Annotated in this window: 14 protein-coding genes and 2 tRNA genes; 10 read left to right on the forward strand and 6 right to left on the reverse strand. The window is 62.8% G+C overall.

What is annotated here, in order from left to right; all coding sequences use genetic code 11:
* Nucleotides 1-7 precede the first annotated feature (7 nt).
* Entirely contained in the window at nucleotides 8-1456 is a 1449-nt protein-coding gene (locus PPN31114_RS21920) for an amino acid permease (protein ID WP_174988338.1), read from the forward strand.
* Nucleotides 1457-1524: 68 nt separating this feature from the next.
* Here the strand turns inward: PPN31114_RS21920 and PPN31114_RS21925 are convergent, their stop codons facing one another.
* Nucleotides 1525-2274 carry a CerR family C-terminal domain-containing protein gene (locus PPN31114_RS21925; RefSeq protein WP_150681612.1) on the reverse strand — a complete coding sequence of 250 codons (750 nt, stop codon included), beginning with the start codon at nucleotides 2272-2274 and terminating at the stop codon, nucleotides 1525-1527.
* Nucleotides 2275-2377: 103 nt separating this feature from the next.
* Here PPN31114_RS21925 and PPN31114_RS21930 point away from each other — a divergent pair, with 103 nt between their 5' ends.
* The 3 genes from PPN31114_RS21930 to PPN31114_RS21940 all read left to right on the forward strand — a co-directional run bounded on the left by PPN31114_RS21930 (nucleotide 2378) and on the right by PPN31114_RS21940 (nucleotide 6757).
* Nucleotides 2378-3730 carry an HlyD family secretion protein gene (locus PPN31114_RS21930; RefSeq protein WP_150681613.1) on the forward strand — a complete coding sequence of 451 codons (1353 nt, stop codon included), beginning with the start codon at nucleotides 2378-2380 and terminating at the stop codon, nucleotides 3728-3730.
* 91 nt (nucleotides 3731-3821) lie between these two features.
* Nucleotides 3822-5315: an MDR family MFS transporter gene (locus tag PPN31114_RS21935; protein ID WP_150681760.1), complete on the forward strand. Its 1494-nt coding sequence runs from the start codon at nucleotides 3822-3824 to the stop codon at nucleotides 5313-5315.
* A 2-nt stretch (nucleotides 5316-5317) separates the two neighbouring features.
* Nucleotides 5318-6757, forward strand: coding sequence for an efflux transporter outer membrane subunit (locus tag PPN31114_RS21940; protein ID WP_150681614.1), 1440 nt, complete (start codon nucleotides 5318-5320; stop codon nucleotides 6755-6757).
* Nucleotides 6758-6917: 160 nt separating this feature from the next.
* Here PPN31114_RS21940 and PPN31114_RS21945 read toward each other — a convergent pair.
* Nucleotides 6918-6994 (reverse strand) — tRNA-Arg (locus PPN31114_RS21945).
* Nucleotides 6995-7114: 120 nt separating this feature from the next.
* Nucleotides 7115-7191, reverse strand: a tRNA-Arg gene (locus tag PPN31114_RS21950).
* A gap of 418 nt (nucleotides 7192-7609) precedes the next feature.
* Here PPN31114_RS21950 and PPN31114_RS21955 point away from each other — a divergent pair.
* Nucleotides 7610-9262 (forward strand): AMP-binding protein, encoded by a 1653-nt coding sequence (locus tag PPN31114_RS21955; RefSeq protein WP_150681615.1) that lies wholly within the window; start codon nucleotides 7610-7612, stop codon nucleotides 9260-9262.
* A gap of 204 nt (nucleotides 9263-9466) precedes the next feature.
* Here the strand turns inward: PPN31114_RS21955 and tcdA are convergent, their stop codons facing one another.
* Nucleotides 9467-10324, reverse strand: coding sequence for a tRNA cyclic N6-threonylcarbamoyladenosine(37) synthase TcdA (gene tcdA / locus PPN31114_RS21960; RefSeq protein ID WP_150681616.1), 858 nt, complete (start codon nucleotides 10322-10324; stop codon nucleotides 9467-9469).
* 19 nt (nucleotides 10325-10343) lie between these two features.
* Here tcdA and PPN31114_RS21965 point away from each other — a divergent pair, with 19 nt between their 5' ends.
* From PPN31114_RS21965 to PPN31114_RS21980, 4 genes are all read left to right on the forward strand, one after another.
* Nucleotides 10344-12410 (forward strand): AsmA family protein, encoded by a 2067-nt coding sequence (locus PPN31114_RS21965; protein WP_246182687.1) that lies wholly within the window; start codon nucleotides 10344-10346, stop codon nucleotides 12408-12410.
* Nucleotides 12411-12673: 263 nt separating this feature from the next.
* Nucleotides 12674-13321 (forward strand): pyridoxamine 5'-phosphate oxidase, encoded by a 648-nt coding sequence (gene pdxH / locus PPN31114_RS21970; RefSeq protein WP_150681617.1) that lies wholly within the window; start codon nucleotides 12674-12676, stop codon nucleotides 13319-13321.
* Nucleotides 13322-13435: 114 nt separating this feature from the next.
* Complete coding sequence (locus PPN31114_RS21975) at nucleotides 13436-14653, forward strand: SAM-dependent methyltransferase (RefSeq protein WP_150681618.1); 1218 nt, start codon at nucleotides 13436-13438, stop codon at nucleotides 14651-14653.
* Nucleotides 14654-14728: 75 nt separating this feature from the next.
* Nucleotides 14729-15904 carry a DUF72 domain-containing protein gene (locus PPN31114_RS21980; protein WP_150681619.1) on the forward strand — a complete coding sequence of 392 codons (1176 nt, stop codon included), beginning with the start codon at nucleotides 14729-14731 and terminating at the stop codon, nucleotides 15902-15904.
* Between the two features lie 62 nt (nucleotides 15905-15966).
* Here PPN31114_RS21980 and fabV read toward each other — a convergent pair whose 3' ends face one another.
* Together fabV and PPN31114_RS21990 are read right to left on the reverse strand one after the other, a co-directional pair.
* Entirely contained in the window at nucleotides 15967-17160 is a 1194-nt protein-coding gene (fabV, locus tag PPN31114_RS21985; protein ID WP_150681620.1) for an enoyl-ACP reductase FabV, read from the reverse strand.
* 204 nt (nucleotides 17161-17364) lie between these two features.
* Complete coding sequence (locus PPN31114_RS21990) at nucleotides 17365-18903, reverse strand: MFS transporter (RefSeq protein WP_150681762.1); 1539 nt, start codon at nucleotides 18901-18903, stop codon at nucleotides 17365-17367.
* Nucleotides 18904-19354: 451 nt separating this feature from the next.
* Between PPN31114_RS21990 and PPN31114_RS21995 the strand changes: the two genes are divergently transcribed.
* A complete protein-coding gene (locus PPN31114_RS21995; protein ID WP_150681621.1) occupies nucleotides 19355-19702 on the forward strand; it encodes a hypothetical protein in 348 nt (115 codons plus the stop codon).
* Nucleotides 19703-19767: the final 65 nt, after the last annotated feature.

The raw sequence follows: 19767 nt of genomic DNA on the forward strand, positions 1-19767 counted from the left end.
GTGTGTCATGGCGCGTTCTCCCCTGCCCCCGTCTCCCCGTAACTTCGCTCACATCACGCGTCGCGAACAAGGTTTGCGCCGCTCGCTCACTGCCAGTCAGATGGCCATGATCGCTATCGGCGGTGCCATCGGTACCGGCCTCTTTCTCGGCAGCGGTTTCGCCATCGGTTTTGCCGGACCCAGCGTGTTGCTCTCGTATGCGATCGGCGCGTTCATCGCGCTGATGCTCATGGGGTGTCTCGCCGAGATGACGGTCGCGCACCCGACGTCGGGCTCGTTCGGTGCCTATGCCGAGCACTACATCGGCCCGTGGGCCGGGTTTCTCGTGCGTTACGCCTACTGGTCGTGCATCGTGCTCGCCGTGGGTACGGAAGTGAGTGCCATCGCCGTCTACATGAAGTATTGGTTCCCGCAGGTGCCCGGCTGGTATTGGGTGGCGGGATTCTCTGCGGCACTCGTGCTGGTGAACGCGATGTCGGTGAACCTGTTCGGTGCTATCGAATATGGGTTCTCGCTCATCAAGATCGCGGCGATCGTCGCGTTCATCATGATCGGCGCGTACGTGGTGTTCATCGCGCCGAGCTCGGTCGTCAACGCCGATCACTCGCCGGCCGGATTCGCGAACTACACCGCGCACGGCGGCTTCTTTCCGAAAGGGCTGTGGGGCATGTGGATCGCCGTAATCATTTCGATCTTCAGCTATCTGTCCATCGAGATGATCGCGGTCGCCGCAGGGGAAGCGGAGAACCCCGAGCGCGCCGTCACCCGTGCGTTTCGCTCGACGGTGGTGCGCCTCGTGTTGTTCTACCTGCTCACGCTGGCATTGATGCTCGCCATCGTGCCCTGGACCGCCGCCGGTCATGACGAAAGTCCGTTCGTGAAGGTGATGCAGGCCATCGATATTCCGGGTGCCGCAGGGGTCATCAACTTCGTGGTGCTCATTGCCGCGCTCTCGTCGATGAACAGCCAGCTCTACATCACCACGCGCATGATGTTCTCGCTCTCGCGTGCCGGTTACGCGCCCGCGCGCTTCGGTGAGGTCAACAAGCGCGGCGTGCCATTTGCGGCGCTCATGCTCTCGACGGTCGGGATTGCGCTCGCCACGCTCGTGAACTTCCTGTACCCCGAGTCGTCGTTCACGTTCATGATGGCGATCTCGATGTTCGGCGCGATGCTCACGTGGATGATGATCTTCGTCACCCACTTCTTCTTCCGCCGCGCATGGCAACGGGGCGATCACCCGCCGCTCGCGTTTCGCATGTGGGGCTTTCCGTGGCTCACGCTGCTGGGCGCGGGCCTCATGGCCGCAGTGATGGTGACCACGCTCTTTACCGGCGTGTTCCAGATGACGCTGCTCTTCGGCGTGCCGTTTGTGGCAGTGGTGCTGTTGGTTTATTTCCTCTGGTATCGCAAGCGCGATGGCGAGGGAGACGTTCAGGCTGCTACGACGCGGTAAGCAGCAGTAAGCAGCGGTCAGCCATCCGATGAAACAAGGGGTGCCGTCTGGCACCCCTTGCGATGGCGTTACTTCGATGCCTTGCGGCGTTTGACGAGCAACTCCAGCATGTCGCGGGTCTGCTCCACCACGACTGCGCGAATTTGGCGGTTGCGCTCGGGATTTTCGTCCGTCCACCCCATCGAGCAGTTGACCGAGCGGCCCATCACTCGGAACGCCATCCCGGTGGTGCTGATACACACCGCGCGCATCAGCGTCAGTTCGTCGTCCGTCGACGTGCCGCAAAGGCGCGCCACGATACCGCCGGTCACGCCCGCGATCCGCTGTGACACGCGCTCGTGAAACACCTTGAAGCCAGCGTCCGGGCCTAACCCCGCTTGCTCGCGTGCCATGAACATGTGCCAGCCGTCGATCTGCGGCACGTCTTCGAGAAATCCGGCTTTCTGGTTCTGCAACGCGCAGAACGCGTCGATCAATTGCTTGTCGGTGGCCGACGCGTCGGCCAGCACCGCCTCGGCCGCCATCACGGCGTCGCCCAACTGCTTCCACACCAACTCGACGATGTACTCGACGCACGCCGTGTACACGCCTTCCTTGTTATCGAAGTAGTACTGCAACGCCGGGGCATTCACCCCTGCCTCGTTGGCAATGTCGCGCGTCGACGCGCCCGCAAAACCATGCTCGCCGAAGCACTTGATCGCGGCGAGGATGATGCGCCCACGCGTCTCCTCCCCACGTTGGTAACCCGTGTCGACGGCATGTCGCGGGCGGGCTGCCGCGCGGGGCGCGCGTTGTGTCTGCGGTTGTGTCCGTGCCATGAAGCTCCTTGCTTGCCAAAACTTTCGTCAAAAATATAACACTTGACATAAATCGATCAACTGGAATAATTCTGCCAATTGGAATAATTTGAGGAGTTTTCCGATGTCTACCGCAGCGCAGGCCCGACTCGAAACGTCGGCAGAGTCGATCGATACGGCCACGCGTCAGCCCGAAGAGGCGAAGACAGCCCCCGGCACCGCATCCCCGTCAGCCGCTCCGGGCGGCACCCCTACCCCCGCCCAGAAAGCCCCCGGCAACCCCCGTCGCAAGAAACTCGCCCTTGGTGCGGGTGCATTGGCACTGATTGCCGCGCTCGGCTGGGGCACGCATTGGTGGTTCGTCGGGCGCTTTATCGAGTCGACCGACGACGCCTATCTGCAAGCCGACAGCATGACCGTCGCCCCGAAAGTCGGCGGCTACGTGACGGAAGTGCTCGTGCGCGACAACGAAACCGTGACGGTCGGCCAGCCGCTGGTGCGCCTCGATGGCCGTCAGTATCAAGCCGCCTTCGACGAGGCGCAGGCCACGGTGGCCGCCCGCGAAGCCGATGTGGCACGCGCACAGGCCGAACTGTCGCAGCACGCCGCCAACATCGCCCAGACGCGCGCCGAACTGGAGAGTGCGCGCGCGAATGCCGCCTATTCAGCCGGACAGGTCAAGCGCTACGCCCCGCTCGTCGCCACGGGCGCTGAGACGGACGAACGTTTGGCCGAATTGCGTAACGCCAGTACGCGTGCGGACGCCACGCTCAAGAGCAATGAAGCCAGCGTCGACGCCAGCGTGCGCCAGACCGACACGCTCACCGCCGCCCTCGCCCAAGCGAAGGCCCAGTTGTCGGTGGCACAGGCCAGCGCGCGCAAGGCAGAGCTCGATCTCGCCGATACCGTGGTGAAGAGCACACTCGCCGGACGCGTGGGCGACCGGGCCGTACGTGTCGGCCAGTTCGCGCAGCCCGGTACGCGTTTGCTGACCGTGGTGCCGGTGCAAAACGTCTATCTGACGGCGAACTTCAAAGAAACGCAGGTCGGTCATATGCGCCCCGGCCAGCCGGTGACGGTGCATGTGGATGCGCTGCCGGGCGAGCCGATTCACGGTGTGGTCGATTCGCTCTCGCCGGGCACGGGCGCGCAGTTCGCTTTGCTGCCCGCGCAAAACGCGACCGGTAACTTCACGAAGATCGTGCAACGCGTGCCGGTGCGCATTCGCCTGGACGTGCCCGAGTCGCTGCGCAGCGTGCTGCTGCCGGGACTGTCGGTCACCGCCGATGTCGATACGCACGCGCGTAAGGAAAGCGCTGGCGCGGCGCCCGCGAAGGCCGCGCAGACCTCGCCGTCATCCGGGTCGAACGCAATGCTGGCACTTAGCGCGCCGCTGAACAGCAGCGTGGGCCCGGTTACCAACACGACCGGCCACGCCGCGCCGGCCAGCAACGGCACCGGAGTGCAACGTGGCTGAAGCCCCTACGCTTGCCGCACCGGCGAGTTTGCCGGGCGCCGCGCCACGCAACGCGTCTGCGTCCGACTGGATCGCGGTCGCGGCCGGTGCGATGGGCGCGCTGCTCGCCACGCTCGACATCTCGATCACCAACTCGGCATTGCCGCAGATTCAAGGGCAGATCGGCGCGTCAGGCACCGAAGGCACCTGGATCTCGACCGGCTATCTGATGTCGGAAATCGTCATGATTCCGCTCGCGGCGTGGCTCACGCGCGTGCTGGGTCTGCGACGTTTTCTGACACTCAACGCGGTGTTCTTCACCATCTTTTCGATGATGTGTGGCATTTCCAGCAGTCTTCCGGAAATGGTGATCGGGCGCATCGGTCAGGGCTTCGCCGGTGGTGCCATGATTCCGACCGCGCAGATGATTATCCGTACGCGCTTGCCACGGCATCAGATGGCCGTGGGGATGGCGATGTTCGGCCTGATCGTGCTACTGGGGCCATTGCTCGGCCCGGTGGTCGGTGGCTGGCTCACCGAGAACGCGAACTGGCGCTGGTGCTTCTTCTTGAATCTGCCGATCTCGGTGGCCATCGTCTCGCTGCTCATGCTCGGGCTCAAACGTGAGCCAACCAATCTGCATGCGTTCGTCAAAGCCGATTGGCTGGGGATCGTCGGCCTGACCATCGGTCTGAGCTCGCTCACGGTGGTGCTTGAAGAAGGTCAACGCGAACGGTGGTTCGACTCGCACATGATCATCTGGCTGTCGATTCTCTCGGCGGTCGGCATCGGCATGATGCTCGTTGCGCAGTTCACGGCGGAGAAGCCTATCGTCAAGCTCTCGCTGCTGCGTAACAAGAACTACGCGAGTGTGATCTACATCGTGTTCACGGTGGGCGCGGGGCTTTATGGCGTGTCGTATCTGTTGCCGCAGTTTCTCGCGACGATTGCGGGCTACAACGCGCAACAGTCGGGCAACATCATGCTGCTCTCGGGACTGCCTGCGTTTTTGATGATGCCGTTTTTGCCGCGACTGATTAGCCGCGTCGATATTCGCTTTCTGGTGATTCTCGGGCTGCTCTGCTTCTTTGGGAGTTGCATTCTCGATATCGACCTGACGGCGCAGAGCGTGGGGCATGACTTCACGGTGTCGCAGTTATTGCGCGGTGTGGGGCAAATGCTCGCGATGATGCCGCTCAATCAGGCCTCGATGGCCGCCGTCGATGCGCAAGACGCAGGCGACGCTGCCGGGCTTTACAACATGGCGCGTAACCTCGGGGGTTCGGTGGGGCTGGCGTTGCTCGGCACGCTGATCGACCGGCGCACCGATTATCACGACGCCATGCTGCGCGAGACGATCACTGCTAACAGTTCGCTGGGACAAGAGCACTTGGCCGCGAATGCTGCGGGCTTCTTTGCGCAGACAGGCGATATGGCGCATGCGCAATTGCAGGCCACCGCTCAACTCGCGGCGCAAATTGCGCAACAAGCCAGCGTCATCACGTTCTCCGAGACCTTCTATGCGCTGGGCATTGCGCTGCTGTTATGCGTGCCGCTCGCCCTACTGCTCAAGCAACCCGCAGGTTTCAGTTCCGGCGGGCACTAATCATGACTCTCTATTTGCGAACATTGGCCGTTGCCTCGGCCCTTCTCGTTGCGGGCTGCACGGTCGGCCCCGATTATCACGGCGCGCCCGAAGTGGCTGGCGATGCAATGCGCACTGGCGCTTATCCGCACGCGGGTAGCGGTGTCGAAGCGCATACGCCGGGTGTCGCGCGCTGGTGGACCGCGCTCGACGACGCCCAACTCACTGCGCTCATCGACGATGCCATCGCCCACAGCCCGGATATTCGCGCGGCACAAGCGAAGGTGCGTCAGTCGCGCGCGAGCTTGCGCAGCCACGAGGCGGATCTGCTGCCGAAGGGCACCGTGGATGTGACGATGCTGCGCACGCGCTCGCCCGATCTGAGCTTGCTTGGCGGAAATAGCGGCAGCGGGTCGAGCGGACGCGGGCCGCTCGATCTCTATATGGCCGGTTTCGATGCCAGTTGGGAAGTCGATCTGTTTGGCGGCACGCGTCGTGCCGTGGAAGCAGCAAGCGCCGATGCCGACGCTGCGTCGGAAGACCTCGCCGACGCGCATGTTCAGTTGGCCGCGGAAGTGGCGCAAACGTACGTCGCGTTGCGCGATCAACAAGCCCGGTTGGCGCTGGTGCGTGACTCTGCGCAAATCGAAGGCGAGATGCTCGACCTCACGCGTCAGCGACGCGCCGGGGGCGTGGCGTCTGAACTCGATGTGGAACGGCTGGTGACGCAGGTGGAGCAGACGCAATCGCGGGTGTTGCCTCTGGAGGCCGACGTCATCGAATCGCTCGATCAGTTGGCGCTGCTCACTGGCCGCGCGCCGGGGGCGCTCGATGCCGAGCTGAAGACCGCCAAGGCGCTGCCGAGCGTGCCCGCGAAGGTGGCGATTGGCGACCCGACGGCGCTGTTGCAGGCACGCCCGGATATTCGCGCGGCGGAGCGACGTTTGGCGTCGCAGAATGCGCAGATCGGCGTGCAGACGGCGAACTGGTTCCCGAAGCTCTCGATCATGGGCGAACTCGGCTACTCGGCGCTCGACCCCGGTCATCTGGTTCGCAAGGAGAACTTCAGTTGGCTGGCGCTACCGCGTCTGCAATGGAATGTACTCGACTTCGGGCGCGTGCAGGCCGGTGTCGATGGGGCGAAAGCCGGGCGCGATCAGGCACAGGCGAAGTACGAGAGTGCAGTGCTCACCGCGCTGCGTGACGCCGACGTGGCACTTAGCCGTTACGGGCACCAGCGCGAGAACGTCTACCGGCTGCGCAGTGTAGAAGCCTCGGCCACGCGCGCCGCAACGCTCACGCGTCAACGCTATCGTGCGGGCACGGCCAGCACGCTCGACTGGCTCGACGCGGAACGTACGCGCTTCTCCGCCGAACAGGATCGCATTGCAGGCGATGCGCAACTGCTCAAGTCGTTCGTGACGCTGCAAAAGGCGCTGGGGTTGGGCTGGCAGGTGGGGTGATGCGTGAGCAAGCGGCGGCTGAGAGTCGCCGCTTGTTGTCGGGACGGTTGCTGACGGGACGGTTGCTATCGGGACGGATGCCGAACGTGCAACATTTCCGTCGCACCAAAGAAAAACGCTCCAGAAGCTTTCGCCTCTGGAGCGTTTCTGCCAACTAGGTTGGCGCGGCTGGCAGGATTCGAACCCACGACCCCTTGGTTCGTAGCCAAGTACTCTATCCAACTGAGCTACAGCCGCACGTACTGCACGCGAGTTACTTTTCTCATCAACGCGGGCCAGATGCAGAACATCCGACGCGTCACTGGGAAAAGACTCCCGAAAAACTAAGGGTCTCCGTGAGGAGACCCTCGAAATAAGTGGCGCGGCTGGCAGGATTCGAACCCACGACCCCTTGGTTCGTAGCCAAGTACTCTATCCAACTGAGCTACAGCCGCGCTGTGAGAACAGAATTATGTAAGAAACCAACCCGCCACGCAAGTGTTTTTTGCAATTCTTTTGTCATATCTCGGATTTCGCCGCCTCACCGCGCATTCCATGCGGGATTAGCGCGGAATCGACCACACTGGCAAGTGTTTGCCGCTAGAGCAATTACTCCACGCAAACCCGCGCCAAATCATGGGTTTCCCTGTGCTACGTGCGCAAACGGCACGGTATCCTACGGCTTTTTGCGACGCCGCTTTTTCTGCGCTTACTGCGCTCAAAATGCATGAGGCCACCGAGCACAGTCCCCCAAGGGGACATCGGGCAGCGCACCATTTCGCGCGTCGACATTCAAAACAGGCACGGCGCCACGGGATACCCCCTTCCCCCGTTAGCGCCGATGCGATAAAAACCATATTCAAGGAGGCGCTCATGGAAAAAGTCTGGCTCAAGAGCTATCCGCCCGGCGTGCCGGCCGAGATCGACGTCAACGCATATCGTTCGCTCAACGACCTGTTTCTGCAAAGTTGCCAGAAGTTTGCAAATCGCCCGTCCTTCTCGAACCTCGGCGTGACGATGACGTTCGCCGACCTCGAGAAAAAGTCGCGCGACTTCGCCGCCTACCTCCAAAGTCTGCCCGGTCTCGAGCGCGGCTCGCGCGTCGCCATCATGTCGCCCAACCTGCTGCAATACCCGGTTGCCGTGTTCGGCATCCTGCGCGCAGGCATGGTCGTCGTGAACGTGAATCCGCTCTACACCGCCGGTGAGCTCGAACACCAACTCAAAGACGCCGGCTGCGCCGCCATCGTCGTCATCGAGAACTTCGCCGCCACGCTGCAAAAGGCGCTCCCCGATACGCCCGTCAAGCACATCATCACGACCGCCATCGGCGACCTCGTGCCCGCACCGAAGCGCTGGATCGTGAATTACGTCGTGCGCCACGTGAAGAAGATGGTGCCCGCCTGGAGCATTCCGCATGCCGTGCCGTTTCGCGACGCACTCTCGCAAGGCGCACGCGCCAAGCTGAACGAAGTCCAACTCGATCACGACGATATCGCCTTCCTGCAATACACCGGGGGCACCACCGGCGTGGCCAAGGGCGCAATGCTCACCCACGGCAACATGATCGCCAATATGTTGCAAGCGCGTGCGTGGATCGGCTCGGGCCTCGAAGAGGGCAAGGAGATCATCGTCACGGCGCTGCCGCTGTATCACATCTTCTGTTTGACGGCGAACTGCCTCGTGTTCCTGCAACTGGGCGCGCTCAACCTGCTCATCACCAACCCGCGCGACATGCCGGGCTTCGTGAAAGAACTGGGCAAGTGGAAGTTCACGTTCATGACGGGCGTGAACACGCTTTTCAACGGCCTGCTCAATACACCTGGATTCGACAAGCTGGACGTCAGCGCTCTCAAGTGCGCCCTCGGCGGCGGTGCCGCCGTGCAGCGCGCCGTGGCCGACCGCTGGCAGAAGGTGACCGGCCATCCGCTCATCGAAGCCTACGGTCTCACCGAGACGTCGCCCGCCGTTTGTATCAACCCGCTGGGCAGCGAGTTCAACGGCTCGATCGGGCTGCCGATTTCGTCGACCGAGGTGAGCATTCGCAATGACGCGAACGAAGCGCTCGGCTTCGGTCAGGAAGGCGAGATCTGCGTGCGCGGCCCGCAAGTCATGAAGGGTTACTGGCACCGCGACGACGAAACGGCCAAGACCATCACGCCCGACGGTTGGCTACGCACCGGCGACATCGGCACGATGGACGAGCAAGGCTACGTGCGCATCACCGATCGCAAGAAGGACATGATCATCGTCTCGGGCTTCAACGTGTATCCGAACGAAGTGGAAGGCGTACTAGCGATGTGCCCGGGCGTTCTCGAATCGGCGGTCGTCGGCGTACCGAGCGAGCGCACCGGCGAAGCCGTCAAGGCAGTGATCGTCAAGAAGTCTGCCGATCTGACCGAACAGATCGTGATCGACTTCTGCCGTCAGCACCTCACGAACTACAAGGTGCCGCACGTCATCGAGTTCCGCAAAGAACTGCCCAAGACGCCCGTGGGCAAGGTGCTGCGCCGCGAGCTTCGCTGATCGGCGGCCGATTGCGGTGCCCTCTCGTCAGGCGTGACGAACTTCGAGAGATTGCACCGTAAAACGCCACGCCATAAAAAAACGGCCGGTGATCTGAACTGATCCCGGCCGTTTTCTATTTCCCCGCGCTTTGCTGGCAACGGCACGCATTCGTAACTTTTGGTTACAGACGTGGCGCGCACGTCTTGGTACAACAACGGCACGTCAGGTGCGTGCTCGCGGGGCACGCATCGTCATTTGCTTCAGAACGTGCGCGGCAGCCGCCATGCCGAATGTCGCTGTGACACACATGCTCGAGCCGAAACCCGCGCAATTGAGCCCCTGAGGCCCGGCAGCCGCATCGGCCGATTCAGGTGCCTCACCCGGCGCGCAAACCGCTTCGGGGTACTGCAAAGGCTCGTCGGAGTACACGGCGGGCACGTTGAACTTGGCTTTGGGACCACGGACAAAACCATGTTGCTTGCGTAATTGCGCACGTACTTTCGCAAGCAGTGGGTCCTGAATCGTGCGAGCGAGATCGTCGATACGAATACGTGTCGGATCGATCTGACCGCCGGCCCCGCCGACGGTGACAAGACGCTGCTTGTGCGCAACGCACCACGCGATGAGCGCCGTCTTTACCCGCACGCTGTCGATGGCATCGATGATCCAGTCGAAGCCGCCGCCGAGCATCGTGTCGAGGTTCTCCAGTTCCACAAAGTCCTCGATCAGCGTAACTTGGCAGGCAGGATTGATGGCCAGAACGCGCTCGGCCATCGCGGCGACTTTCGGCTTTCCATAGTTGCCATCGAGTGCGTGCACCTGACGATTGGTATTGCTTTCGGCGACGTTATCGAGGTCGATCAGGGTGAGCCGCCCCACCGCGCTACGCGCCAGGGCTTCGGCCACCCACGAGCCAACGCCGCCGATGCCGATGACGGCAACGTGCGCTTCACGCAGGCGCGCGAGACCGTCGTCACCGTATAAACGCGCGATGCCGCCAAAACGGCGGTTCGCGTCAAAATCTTCCTCCGATGGTGTGGCAGACATCGGAGCAACAACGATCGACGGGGTACTGTTCATGATGCGATGGATAACGTCCTTGAAATGGCTGGCGATGACATTGGTCGCCATCGTGCTGGCATTCGCGGCGTTCATCACGTGGTTTGACTGGAACTACGCCCGGCCCTGGATCAACCGGGAAGTGAGCACCGCGACCGGCCGGCCGTTCGAGATTCGTGGCGACTTGTCACTGCACTGGCTCGCCCCGAACGCGCAGGCCCCAGGGCTGGGGCGCTGGCTGCCGCGGCCTCGCCTGATCGCGAATGATATCGTGTTAGGCAACGTTGCGTGGAGCGACACGCCGAACATGATCTCGCTCGGCCGTCTCACCTTCTCACTCGAATGGCTGCCGCTGCTCGACAAACGCGTCGTTCTGCCCGAAGTCACGCTCTCTGCCCCCAAGATTCTTGTCGAGGAACGGGCCGACGGCCAAAACAACTGGACCTTCACCAAGAGCAACGGCGAACCCTCGCCTTGGAAGCTGCGCATCGGGCGGCTCATTCTCGAAGACGGCGTCATTCGCGCCAACATCGTGCCGCAGCAACTGGACCTGACGGCCAACGTCGCCACCATCGACGGACAGGCGCCCTACGGCATTGGCGTGGCGCTCAAAGGCACGTTCCGAAAAGTCGCCGTGACGGGCAAGGCACGCGGGGGCGACGTCCTCTCGCTCGAAGACACCGGAGACCCCTACCCGCTAGACGCCAGCGTACGCATTGGCCGCACGCAGATTGCCGCGCGCGGCACTTTCACGAACCCCGCCACGCTCTCCGCGCTCGACATGCATCTGCGCTTGGCCGGGCCGACGATGGCGGACCTGTATCCGATTACCGGCGTGCTGCTGCCCGAAACCCCTGCCTACGAGACCAACGGCCATCTGCTGCATACCGCGGGCGTGTGGCGTTACGAGCGCTTTCAGGGCAAGGTCGGCCAGAGTGACCTGTCGGGCACGCTCGTGTTCCGCCAGCGCGAGCCGCGAAACGTGCTGCAAGGTGCCGTGGTCTCGAATCAATTGCGGCTGGTCGATCTCGGCCCGGTGATCGGTGGCCAGAACCCGTCGGGCGGCAGCGATCTTTCGGGCAAGCCGAAAGCGCCGCCGTCGGATAAGGTGCTGCCGGTCGATCCGTTCAAGACAGACCGCTGGCGCGCCATCGATGCCGACGTGCAATTCACCGGCCGCAAGATCATCAAAGACAAGAGCCTGCCGATCGACAATCTCGTCACGCACGTGGTACTCGACAACGGCGTGCTCTCGCTCAAGCCGCTGGAATTCGGCGTGGCCGGCGGTCGCATCACGTCGACGCTGGTACTCAACGGCCAAGCCGAGCCGATGAAGGTCGATTCGCAGGTCTCGTTGCGGCACCTGAAGATGAAGCAATTGCTGCCTGACGTCGACCTAATGAAGACGAGCGTCGGGGAAGTCAACGGCGACGCGGCGCTCACCGCCACCGGCAACTCCATCGCCGCGCTGGCGGGGTCGTCGAATGGCGAGATCAAGACGCTGATCGATCGCGGCTCGGTGAGCAAGCTGCTGCTCCAGTACCTTGGCTTGAACGTCGGCAATATCGTGCTCACAAAACTCTTCGGCGACAAACAGATCGAGATGCGTTGCGCCGCCGCCGACTTTGCCGTGCGCGACGGTGTCATGGACGCGCGCACGTTCGTGATCGATACCGACGACACGAGCATTGGCGTGACCGGGAAAATCGATCTCAAGCGCGAGCATTTCGACCTGACGATCCGGCCCGAGCCGAAACACTTCGGCCTCCTGTCTTTGCGCTCGCCGTTGTACGTGAAGGGAACGTTCAAGAAGCCCGACGTGGGCGTGAACGTGCCCACGCTGGTCGCCCGCGCGGGCGGCGCCATTGCCTTGGGCGTGCTGGCCCCCTACACCGCGCTCGTGCCGCTGCTCGAACTCGGCCCGGGTAAGGACAGCCCGTGTGGCGAACTCCTCGCCAATCTGCAACGGCCGGCAAGCCGGAACCCGGCGGCGGTCAAGGCGGTGCCGGGGGCGAACGGCAACGCGTCCGCCGGGACCGCGCCGCGTAACACGCCTGCCGGGCGCAGCACGGCGCCCACGTTCGGGGCCGATCGCGAGGCCCCCTAAGCCATCGATCGAGCGCCGCAAAACCCATGCCAGCCTCAGGGATTTGCGGCGTCTCGTCGGACCGCGCCGTCAGCTAGCCGCCACAGTCCGCCGAAATACTTCACTCCTTAAATATCAAGCACATGGCGCGTAACGCCCGTATCACGGGGCATTCGGCGCGATGGCGTGCGCGCGACGCGACAAATCGCCACGTGCACACATTCGGCGACTCTTCGCTATACTGTGTCGCAACCCCCAACCGCAACTGACGGACAACGATCGTCGTGACCCAGACGCCATCACTCGCGGACCTGCGCAAAAATTACGCCCTCGGCTCGTTGTCCGAAGCCGACGTCGCCGCGAGTCCGATCGACCAATTCCAACGCTGGTTCGAGCAAGCGCTCGCGGCAGAACTGCCCGAGCCCAATGCGATGACGCTCGCCACGGTCACGCCCGACGGCCGCCCCGATGCCCGCATCGTGCTCATCAAAGGCGCCGACGAACGCGGCTTCACCTTCTTCACGAATTACGAATCGCGCAAAGGCCAGGAACTGGCCGCGACGCCGTATGGCTGTCTGCTGTTCCACTGGATCGAACTCGAGCGTCAGGTGCGCATCGAGGGGCGCGTCGAGAAGGTGACCGAAGCCGAAAGCGACGCCTACTATCACTCGCGCCCCGTCGGCTCGCGTCTGGGCGCATGGGCCTCGGTGCAAAGCGCCGAAGTGGCCGATCGCAGCATCATCGAGCAGCGTGAAGCGGATTTCCGGCGCCAGTTCGGCGACGCACCGCCGCGCCCGCCGCACTGGGGCGGCTACCGCCTCAACCCCGAGAGCATCGAATTCTGGCAGGGCCGCGTGTCGCGCCTGCATGATCGCATCAAGTATTTCCGGCTTGCCGATGGGTCGTGGCGCGTTGCGCGCCTCTCACCCTGACCCACGCATCGGCTTGGCCGACGCGGTACGCCTGCCCGCCCGTTTGACGAGGAGACGTCGCCGCGCCGTGCGGTACGGACTTAAAGTTTTTTTGGTGACACTTGGAGCACATCCATGTTGTGGGAGAAAAAACTCGAAAGCTGGGTCAGCGGCGTCAAGACTTCCTCCAACCTGCCGATCCGCCTCGCGCTTTGGAACGGGCAGCACTATGATTTCGGTGCTTTCGACAACCCTAGCGTGACGCTGCGCGTGAATGGCCCTGCGGCCATGACGCGCTTGCTCACCCCTAGCCTCGACAATCTCGGCGAGGCTTACGTGAAGGGCGAAATCGACGTCGAAGGCAGGCTCGCCGACGTCATCGACATGAGTTACGCGCTCGCCGGCAGCAGTCTCACGGCGATCGGGCCGCTCGGCCGTATTACGCGCCACTTCAATCACACGAAGCAGTCCGACAAGCGCTCGATCGAATATCACTACGACGTCTCGAACGAGTTCTACCAGCTCTGGCTGGACAAGAACATGGTCTATTCGTGTGCCTACTTCGAGCACGGCGACGAAGACCTCGATACGGCGCAGGAAAAGAAGATCGATCACATCCTCACGAAGATTCAGTTGCAGCCCGGGCAGACGTTGCTCGACATCGGCTGCGGGTGGGGGGCGCTCGTGATTCGTGCGGCGAAGAAATTCGGCGCCAAGTGTGTCGGCGTCACGCTCTCGCAGAATCAGTACGATCTGGCGACGCAGCGTGTGAAGCAAGCGGGCCTCGAAGATCAAATCGAGATTCGCATTCAGGATTACCGCGACGTCGAAGGTCAGTTCGACCGCATCACCAGCGTGGGGATGTTCGAACACGTGGGCCGTAAGAATCTCAAGGATTACTTCGCGAAGATGGCGTCGCTGCTCAAGGACGACGGCATTGCGATGAATCACGGCATCACGTCGACCGACCCGGACAGCGGCGAAACCGCCATGGGCGGCGGCGAGTTTATCGACAAGTACGTGTTCCCGAACGGCGAGTTGCCGCACATCAGTCTTGCGCTGGAGTCGATGCAGCGCGGCGGACTCGAGGCCAGCGACGTCGAGAGTCTGCGCCGTCACTACGCGCGCACGCTCACCCTTTGGTCGGAACGCTTCGAGGCAAATGCGCCGCGTCTGCGCGAACTGGCTGGCGAAGAACGCTTCCGCGTGTGGCGTGTGTACCTCGCAGGCTGCGCGTACGCGTTCGAGCACGATCATGTGTCGATTTATCAGATCGTGTGCCGCAAGGCGGGGCAACCGGCGAAGGGGCTGCCGTGGTCGCGCAACTATATGTACGAGGGTACGGCGCGGTGACGTGGGCTGTGATGGGTGCGGTGAAGGCCTGTCACATGTTTTAATGGCGTTTTCCATCGCCATCTCGATGCATTCATGAGTCAGATCGATCTGTTTGGGGCTCCGCCTGACGATGCTGCGCCAGGCGGGCGCGCCAGTCAGGTCGACGGCAAGCCCCCACTTGCCGCCGATGCTACCGATATCACCGGCCGCCGCGCGGGCACACCCCGTCGCGGCGGTGTCGGTGCAGCCGATGTCTCTCCTTCTCTCCAAACGTTAGGCAACACCCTGCCGGGCAACGTGCGGCTGGGGACATCGTCATGGTCGTTTCCCGGCTGGAAAGGCATCGTCTGGGATGACGACTACAGCGACACCAAACTCTCGCGTCAAGGACTCACCGCTTACGCCAGCCATCCTGTGCTGCGTTGCGTCGGCATCGACCGGTCGTTCTACAAACCGATGACGATCGTCGAGTATCAGAAGTACGCCGAGCAGGTACCCGAGCACTTCCGATTTCTCGTGAAAGCGCCGAGCGTCGTGACGGATGCCGTCGTGCGTGGCGAAAAAGGCGAAGGGCTGTCGCCGAACCCCTGCTTTCTCGATGCGCGTATTGCTGAAGAGCAGTTTGTCACCCCGTGCCTGACGGGGCTTGGCGCGAAGGCCGGAGTGCTGGTGTTTCAGATGTCGCCGCTGCCTGCGGACTTGCTGCGCGATATTCCGGCACTGGTGCAGCGTATCGAGGCTTTCTTTGCTGCGTTGCCACCGCTGCCGTCATTCCCGGCAATGGCTAACGTGGACGATGCGGCTGACGAAAGCCACGTGAGCGCTGGCCCTTGCTACGCCTTGGAAATTCGTGACGGCGCGTTGCTCACCCCTCGCCTCATGCGCGCGCTAGGTCAGTTAGGCGTGCGCTACTGCATCGGTTTGCACGCCAGAATGCCCCACGTCGAGCGGCAGGCGGCAGCGCTTGCGATGCTCGACGAGGCGGGTGCCGGGCCGCTCGTCGTACGTTGGAATCTGAATAGCGGCCATCGTTACGAGCAAGCCAAAGCGAAGTACGCGCCCTTCGACAAGATCGTCGACCCCGACCCCACCACGCGCGACGTGCTTGCCGCGCTGGCCACGCACTACGCCCTTGCCGGTCATCCGGTCTACGTGATCGTCAACAACAAGGCAGAAGGCTCGTCGCCGTTGTCGTGTCTGGCGTTGGCCGAGAGGATTTCCGAGCTGTCTGAGACGGATACCCCGGACGCACAAACGCCGAGGGCCTGACCCAGCGCATTCGCTGGTGTCAGGCCCTCGTCGGACAACCTTGTGAAACGGATGCCGTCGGCTTACGCGACCAGATGCGGGATCGCCACGTCCGGGTTCACGTCGGCTTCATAGTCGACGCCGTCGATTTCGAAGCCGAACAAGCGCAGAAACTCTTGCTTGTAGCCCGCGAAGTCGGTCAGTTCGTACAGATTGTCGTTGGTCACCTTGTCCCACAGCGCCATCACTTCCAACTGCACTTCCGGCGACAGTTCCTTCTGGTCGGTGCGCACACGGCCTTCCTCGTCGAGCAGCGGCGAGGCGTTGTACAGGCTGTCCTTGTACAGACCGTAGATCTGTTCGATACAGCCTTCGTGCGTGCCCTTTGCCTTCATCACCTTGAACAGCAGCGACAGGTACAGCGGCATCATCGGGATCGCCGAGCTAGCCTGCGTCACCAGTGCTTTGAGCACGGCCACGCGGGCGTCGCCACCGTTGGCGGCGAGCTTGGCGCGAATGTTCAGCACCTTGTCGTCGAGATCCTTCTTGGCGGCGCCGATCGAGCCGTTCCAATAGATGTCGTGCGTAATCTTCTCGCCGAGGTACGTGAACGCCGTGGTCTTGGCGCCCGGAGCGAGCACACCGGCTTCGGCCAGCGCGTCGATCCACAGTTGCCAGTCTTCGCCGCCCATGACGGCCACGGTGTTGTCGATTTCTTCCTGCGTGGCCGGTTCGAGCACCGACTCCTTGACCACTTCCTTATCGGTATCGATGCCACGCAGCGTCACCGATTGACCGATAGGCTTGAGCACCGAGTTGAACACCTGCCCGGTTTCCGGGTGGGTGCGGCGCGGTGCGGCCAGGCTGTAGACGACCAGATCGACCTGACCGAGATCGTTCTTGATCGTCTCGATGGTCTTGGCCTTGATTTCCTTGGAGAACGCGTCGCCGTTGATGCTCTTCGCGTACAGCCCCTTTTCGGTGGCGAACTTGTCGAAGGCGGCGGTGTTGTACCAGCCCGGCGTTGCCGGCTTGGTGTCTGAGCCGGCGCGCTCGAAGAACACGCCGAGCGTCGCGGCATCGCTGCCGAACGCTGCGGTGATGCGCGCAGCCAGGCCGTAGCCGGTCGATGCGCCCAGCACGAGCACCTTCTTCGGGCCGTTGGCGATCGGGCCTTGCGCCTTCACGTAATCGATCTGTTGCTTGACGTTGGCTTCGCAGCCGACGGGATGGGTGGTGACGCAGATGAAGCCGCGCACGCGTGGCTTGATGATCATGGAAACCTCGTTCACAAAATTCGGTAATGCCGTTGGGTGGCCGTTGGGTGAGGCCGGTCGACAACGCGACTCCCCTGGCGAACACCGCGCATTGTAAACGAGGTCGGTGCGCCCCCGGTGTTTTGGCCGCCATTTCGCTCGGGGACGCTTTAGTTTTCAGTCTGCGGCTAGGGTGCTCTCGGACGAATCCGGTGACCTGTCGACTTATTCCGGCGCGACCACGACCGAGCGGTCGAGGCGTTTCGGAAACTGAATTTGGCGAATACGGCGCACCAGCAACGCCGCGGCAATCGCCGCCACGCCGGTGAGCAGCACACCCGCGTGAACCGCGCTAACCAACGTCTGGCGGGCGGTTTCGACCAGCGGCATGCCGTCGATGCCCATCGCGTGAAGGTCGGTGAGCAGGTCGCCACGCAGCGACGGGTCGATCAGAATGCGCGGATCGAGCGCACGGGCCACCGCATGCGACGCGGGCGTGCCGTCGAAGGCGCTCACGGCACCCGCAACACCGCTCGAATACCAGTGATTGACGAGCGTGCCGACGATGGTCGTACCGAGCATGCCGCCGACCATGCGCGTCGACTGAAGCAGCGCGGTGGTGATGCCGAAGCGCTCGCGACCGGCAATCTCCTGACCGAACACGTTCATGTTGTTCAAGATGAACCCGATGCCGATGCCCGCAAACGCCATCATCAACGCCAGCAGCGCGTGCGAGGTCTCGCGATGCGCCAGCCCCACCCCAGCCGAGGCGACGGCCAACAGGCAGAAGCCGAGGATCAGCATATTGGTCGGACGCGACAGGCGCACGACGATCGGCGTGTTGATAAAGCTGCCCAGCGCAATGCAGGCGGCAATCGGCGTCGCGATCAGCCCCGCGGTTTGCGGGCTCAGGCCGAAGCCACCTTGCAGAAGCAGCGGGGCGAAGAAGATCAGCGAATACATCACGAAGCCGATCAGCACCGACAGCGTGAAGAGCACCACCAGTTGCGGGTGCCGGAACATATCGAGCGGCACGATCGGGTGTGTGGCGCGACGTTCGGTACGCAGCAGCACCCAAAATCCGACCGCGACGGCCACGATCAGCAGCACGTTGGTGAGCGACGCCCCGTGCGCCGGGACGTTTTCGATAAAGACCTGAAAGCCGCCCAGCACCACCGCGATCCAGAGCGCACCGCGCCAGTCGACGCGCACGTCGCCCTTATGGGCGGGCGCGAATTTCGGCAGATAACGCCATACGAAATACAGCGCGGCGAGGCCGACCGGCAGGTTGATGAAGAACGTGGAGCGCCAGCCGAAGTGTTCGGAGAGCAGCCCGCCTAGCGATGGGCCAGCCGCCGTGCCGATGCCGTAGGCCGTGGTGATCACCACCTGCCAGCGCACGCGCGAGCGCGCATCGGGAAAGAGATCGGGCACCGAGGCGAAGGCCGTGCCGACCATCATGCCCCCGCCGAGCCCTTGCAACGCACGCGCGAAGATGAGGAACGGCATGTTGGGGGCCAGACCGCACAACACGGAGGCGGCGGTGAAAGTCACCACCGACGCGATGACGAACTGGCGACGGCCGAAATAATCGCCTAGTCGCCCGAACACAGGCACGGTCACGACGGACGCGAGCAGATAAATGCTGGCGATCCAGGCGTAATACTCGAAACCTTTGAGTTCGGCGACGATGGACGGGAGGGCGGTACTGACAACGGTCTGGTCGAGAGCGACCAGCATGTTGACGAGCGCGATGCCAATCATGGCCATCAACGCATCGCGAAAAGGCAGGGGGCGCACGGCTAACTACCTGAAGACTTCATGGAGGGGGAAGCGCCATTCTATGCGAAAAATAATGAAGATATGAACGTTTAATGCCGACGCGGGTTTCCAGCCGAAATCGACTGGAGATTGGCGGATTCATTGAACGCGGTGCTTTCCTAGGGCGTTTCCTAGGGTGTTTTCGGAAGTCCCTTGCACTACCGGCTGGCCCATCCGGGCATCATCGATCCATCCCGATGTTCAGGGCGTGACGCCCCGGCCGGACAGCGTTCGGCAGGCACCGCAGGTGGCAAAGCGCCACCTGGCGACACGATGCGGATTCTGCAAAACCGTGCCCATTCGCAAAAACCGGCGCGCGTCACATGCCCCACCATCGCCCGGCGCCTTGCAGGCGCCATCGTCATTCCCAAGGAATTTCCAAGGAGATATGCCCATGACGGATCGGCCCTTTCGTGAAGACTATCAACGCTGGCTGGACGCCCGAACGCAAGTTCGACCGGCAACGGCCGCCCCAAGCGCCGATACGGCCACAATGCCCGAGCCGCCCACTGCCCTGCCGTTTGGCGGCTACGTCGTCTGGTTTCACGAGAGCGATACGTATCTCGATATCCGTTTCGATCACCACCGCTTCGAGATCGTGACGCAACAAGTGCCCGACGCGAGAGAGGCATTCGTCTTCGAGAGCTTCGACGCCGCCTACGGTCACGCGCTCGATGTCGGGGATCGCTGCCTGGTTCTCTTCGCCGAAGCCGAAGGAATGCCGGTGAGTGTGGTGGGATAGGCGAGCCGTCATAAGCAAGCCGTCATCGGGCCAGCGACCGCTCATGGCCCGATGTCATCCCATCG

The organism is Pandoraea pneumonica (assembly GCF_902459645.1).
Classification (GTDB): Bacteria; Pseudomonadota; Gammaproteobacteria; order Burkholderiales; family Burkholderiaceae; genus Pandoraea; species Pandoraea pneumonica.

What these genes read in the sequence shown, in the direction of transcription:
- PPN31114_RS21920 (WP_174988338.1), top strand. Translation starts at nt 8, where the DNA reads ATGGCGCGTTCTCCCCTGCCCCCGTCTCCCCGTAACTTCGCTCACATC.
- PPN31114_RS21925 (WP_150681612.1), bottom strand. Translation starts at nt 2,274, where the DNA reads ATGGCACGGACACAACCGCAGACACAACGCGCGCCCCGCGCGGCAGCC.
- PPN31114_RS21930 (WP_150681613.1), top strand. Translation starts at nt 2,378, where the DNA reads ATGTCTACCGCAGCGCAGGCCCGACTCGAAACGTCGGCAGAGTCGATC.
- PPN31114_RS21935 (WP_150681760.1), top strand. Translation starts at nt 3,822, where the DNA reads ATGGGCGCGCTGCTCGCCACGCTCGACATCTCGATCACCAACTCGGCA.
- PPN31114_RS21940 (WP_150681614.1), top strand. Translation starts at nt 5,318, where the DNA reads ATGACTCTCTATTTGCGAACATTGGCCGTTGCCTCGGCCCTTCTCGTT.
- PPN31114_RS21955 (WP_150681615.1), top strand. Translation starts at nt 7,610, where the DNA reads ATGGAAAAAGTCTGGCTCAAGAGCTATCCGCCCGGCGTGCCGGCCGAG.
- tcdA (WP_150681616.1), bottom strand. Translation starts at nt 10,324, where the DNA reads ATGAACAGTACCCCGTCGATCGTTGTTGCTCCGATGTCTGCCACACCA.
- PPN31114_RS21975 (WP_150681618.1), top strand. Translation starts at nt 13,436, where the DNA reads ATGTTGTGGGAGAAAAAACTCGAAAGCTGGGTCAGCGGCGTCAAGACT.
- PPN31114_RS21980 (WP_150681619.1), top strand. Translation starts at nt 14,729, where the DNA reads ATGAGTCAGATCGATCTGTTTGGGGCTCCGCCTGACGATGCTGCGCCA.
- fabV (WP_150681620.1), bottom strand. Translation starts at nt 17,160, where the DNA reads ATGATCATCAAGCCACGCGTGCGCGGCTTCATCTGCGTCACCACCCAT.
- PPN31114_RS21990 (WP_150681762.1), bottom strand. Translation starts at nt 18,903, where the DNA reads ATGATTGGCATCGCGCTCGTCAACATGCTGGTCGCTCTCGACCAGACC.
- PPN31114_RS21995 (WP_150681621.1), top strand. Translation starts at nt 19,355, where the DNA reads ATGACGGATCGGCCCTTTCGTGAAGACTATCAACGCTGGCTGGACGCC.